Source organism: Azonexus sp. (genome assembly GCF_036170495.1).
In the GTDB taxonomy this organism is placed as follows: Bacteria; Pseudomonadota; Gammaproteobacteria; order Burkholderiales; family Rhodocyclaceae; genus Azonexus.
In genome coordinates, this window is the sequence record NZ_JAVHPH010000284.1 from 1 (window position 1) to 2,938 (window position 2,938).

The following is a 2,938-nucleotide window of genomic DNA, read 5'->3' on the forward strand; positions in this document are numbered from 1 at the left end:
GGCGTTGAGGTGGCGCGCATTATAATCCCGCCCCATGCTGCGCTTCGTTCTCGATACCAATGTCGTCCTCGACCTCTTCCACTGGGCCAACACCGACGCCGTGCCGATCATGGCGGCGCTCGAAGCCGGGCGGATCGAATGCATCGTCGACGAACGCACGCTAGCCGAACTGCGCCGCGTCCTGACTTACCCGCAACTCAAGTTGACGCCCGCCATGATCGCCGAGCGCTACGCCCGCTACAGCGACCTCGTGCGAGTTTTCCCCGAAGGCGAAGCGCCACCGCTGCCACGCTGCAAGGACCGCGACGACCAGAAATTCCTCGAACTGGCCGCCCGTTGCGAGGCAAACATCCTGGTCAGCAAGGACAAGGCGCTGTTGAAACTGCGCGGCCGGACCAAGCTCGGCTTCCAGATCATCAAACCGGAAGCGGCATCGGCGCTGCTCGCGGGCTAAGCGGCGCCACGCTGCAATCCCACGGTCAACCGCAAAAAATGGCCAAAATCGACAGGCCGGCTCAGCCTTCCCGGCGGCGGAAGACCCAGCTCTTCTCGTCCGACACTTCCGGTGCGAAGGCATAGCCGTCCTCGGCGAAATCCTTGAGTCCTTCCGGTTGGCGCAGCCGATTGACCACCGCGTAGCGCGTCATCACCCCGCGCGCCCGCTTGGCGTAGAAGCTGATGATCTTGTATTGACCGTTCTTCCAGTCCTCGAACACCGGCTGAATCACCGCCCCGTTGATCTTGCGGCCGACCGCGGCCTTGAAATACTCGGCGGAGGCCAGATTGACCACGACCGGCCGCGGGCGCTCGGCCAGCTCGGCATTGATCGCCTTAAGCAGACGCTCACCCCAGAAGGCGTAGAGATCCTTGCCGGCCTTGTTGGCAAACTTGGTGCCCATTTCCAGCCGGTACGGCTGCATGAGATCGAGCGGTTTGAGAATCCCATAGAGCCCGGACAGGATGCGGACGTGCTGCTGGGCAAAATTGAGGTCATCGGCGGCCAGCGTTTTGGCGGCCAGGCCGTCGTACACGTCGCCATCGAAAGCGAGCACGGCCGGCTTGGCGTTGTCCGGCGAAAACGGCAGCGACCAGTCGGCGTAGCGGTTGAAATTGAGCCGGGCCAGCGGATCGGAAAGATCCATCAAATTGGCGATGTCGGCCGGCGACAGCTTGCGCAGTTGCCGGATCAGGCTTGCCGAGTCCTTTAGCCAGGCCGGCTGGGTGAAGGTGGCGACGTGCGGAGGGGTCGTGAAATCAAGCGATTTGGCGGGGGACAGGAAGATCAGCATGGTCGGTTGGCGCAGGTTGGCAATGCCCCCGATTTTACGCGAGGGCGACCCGGCCACGCGGACTGTCGCGGCGGATGTCGCTGGGCGAACAGCCGAAACGGCGGCGAAAGCGCACGGCAAACTGCGACGGCGACTGGTAGCCGACCTCGCCGGCAATCCGCGTCACCGGCTGCGCCGTCGATTGGAGCAGGGTGAGCGCCGTCGACATACGCACGTCGAGCAGGATTTCGGACAGCGAACACTCCTCTGCGGCCAGATGGCGGCGCAGGCTGGCCTCGCTCATGGCGAAATGGCCGGCGACTTCGGGCGAACGCCAGTCATGCGCCGGATCGCCGGCGAGCAGACGACGCACACGCGGCGCCAGGTTCGCGTCGTCGAGCAGCAGGCGACCGACACCCTCCAGCCAGACCAGCATTTCCAGGGCCCGATGAGCGACCACCGCATCGGGCAGTGCCGGGTCGTCGAACGATTGCGTCAATGCCGTAAAAGCATCGGCAAAGGCCGGCGCCACCTTGCCCAACGTCACCACCGACTGCGGCCGCTCACCGGCCGTTGGCGCCCGCCACCGTTCGAGCAGGCCGCGCTCCCAGGCCAGCCAGCGGGCCCGATAGCTCGGCGCCTCGCCGAGATAATTGGTCACGTCGAAGGCCTGGCCACCGGCCAACGCCACCGCCTGACCGGCCTCGACGCGGAAGGTGCCGGCCTCACCGTGCAGAATCTTGTAGCCGGATTCGACGAGGACCAGTGTCGGCAAGTCGATCCACAGCCGCCGGAACTGCAAAGGCTGGCGCTGGACGATGCTGCCCGACACGGCAATACCGGCGCGCTGGACGATGGTTGGCTGCATGCTTTTTTCTCCGGGAAGGCCAACGGCATGCCGGTCTTTTCGCCCATGTTAACGCGAACCGAGCAGGGTCACGCTCGCCTTGCCGAGGCCGTTGGCCCAGGCCATGAAGCCAACCAGCGCCGGGGTGGCATTGACCGGTAGATCAAGCTTGTCGACCTTGAGCGCATGCACGGTGAAGACGTAGCGGTGCGTCTGCCCGACCGGCGGGCAGCTGCCGAGATAAGCCGCCTCCCCGTTGTCGCCGGCAATGGCGCGGACGCCGGCCGGCAGCACGCCACCGGGATTGCCAGCGGCAGCATCCAGATGATCGGCAGCGGCCGGCAGGTTGGCGACCACCCAATGCCACCAGCCGGACCCGGTCGGCGCATCCGGGTCGTACATGGTCACGACAAAACTGCGCGTCCCGGCCGGCGCCCCCGACCAATGCAAGGCCGGCGAGACGTTGCCGCCGTTGCAGCCGAAGACATTGGCGTAATGCGCCGGCGCCAGCCGACCATTCGGCCCGGCCTCGACGATCAGGCGAAAATCATCGGCACGGGCCAGGCCGCAGGCCAACAGGGCAGTAAGCAGCATGACGCGGAAATAGGTTTTCATGGAAAGGCTCCTTGCAGTGACGGGAGCCATCAGTCTGCCCGCCCGGCCCTTTCGGCGCCGCTTCATGGCGCGCAAGGATTGTCCCGATTCGCTCACGAGGCGATCCCGACCATCGATCCTGCGACGGTACCCCCACCCCCTGTTAAAATGCCGTCTTTGAATTTTCTGGACACCCGATGAAACGCACCCGCTTTGGCTCGCGCGACCG

4 protein-coding genes are annotated in these 2,938 nt (G+C 65.1%); 1 reads left to right on the plus strand and 3 read right to left on the minus strand.

The window, feature by feature from the left end; genetic code table 11:
* Nucleotides 1–34 precede the first annotated feature (34 nt).
* Complete coding sequence (locus ADADOO_RS10185) at nucleotides 35–454, plus strand: putative toxin-antitoxin system toxin component, PIN family (protein ID WP_511277249.1); 420 nt, start codon at nucleotides 35–37, stop codon at nucleotides 452–454.
* A gap of 61 nt (nucleotides 455–515) precedes the next feature.
* On the opposite strand, the gene yaaA is transcribed toward ADADOO_RS10185, so the two are convergent.
* Genes yaaA through ADADOO_RS10200 form a run of 3 tightly spaced genes read right to left on the minus strand, consistent with a single transcriptional unit; the run spans nucleotide 516 to nucleotide 2,730 of the window.
* Nucleotides 516–1,289 (minus strand): peroxide stress protein YaaA, encoded by a 774-nt coding sequence (gene yaaA, locus ADADOO_RS10190; RefSeq protein ID WP_511277251.1) that lies wholly within the window; start codon nucleotides 1,287–1,289, stop codon nucleotides 516–518.
* A 34-nt stretch (nucleotides 1,290–1,323) separates the two neighbouring features.
* Complete coding sequence (locus tag ADADOO_RS10195; RefSeq protein ID WP_511277253.1) at nucleotides 1,324–2,136, minus strand: helix-turn-helix transcriptional regulator; 813 nt, start codon at nucleotides 2,134–2,136, stop codon at nucleotides 1,324–1,326.
* Nucleotides 2,137–2,184: 48 nt separating this feature from the next.
* Nucleotides 2,185–2,730 (minus strand): YbhB/YbcL family Raf kinase inhibitor-like protein, encoded by a 546-nt coding sequence (locus tag ADADOO_RS10200; protein ID WP_511277255.1) that lies wholly within the window; start codon nucleotides 2,728–2,730, stop codon nucleotides 2,185–2,187.
* Nucleotides 2,731–2,938 lie beyond the last annotated feature (208 nt).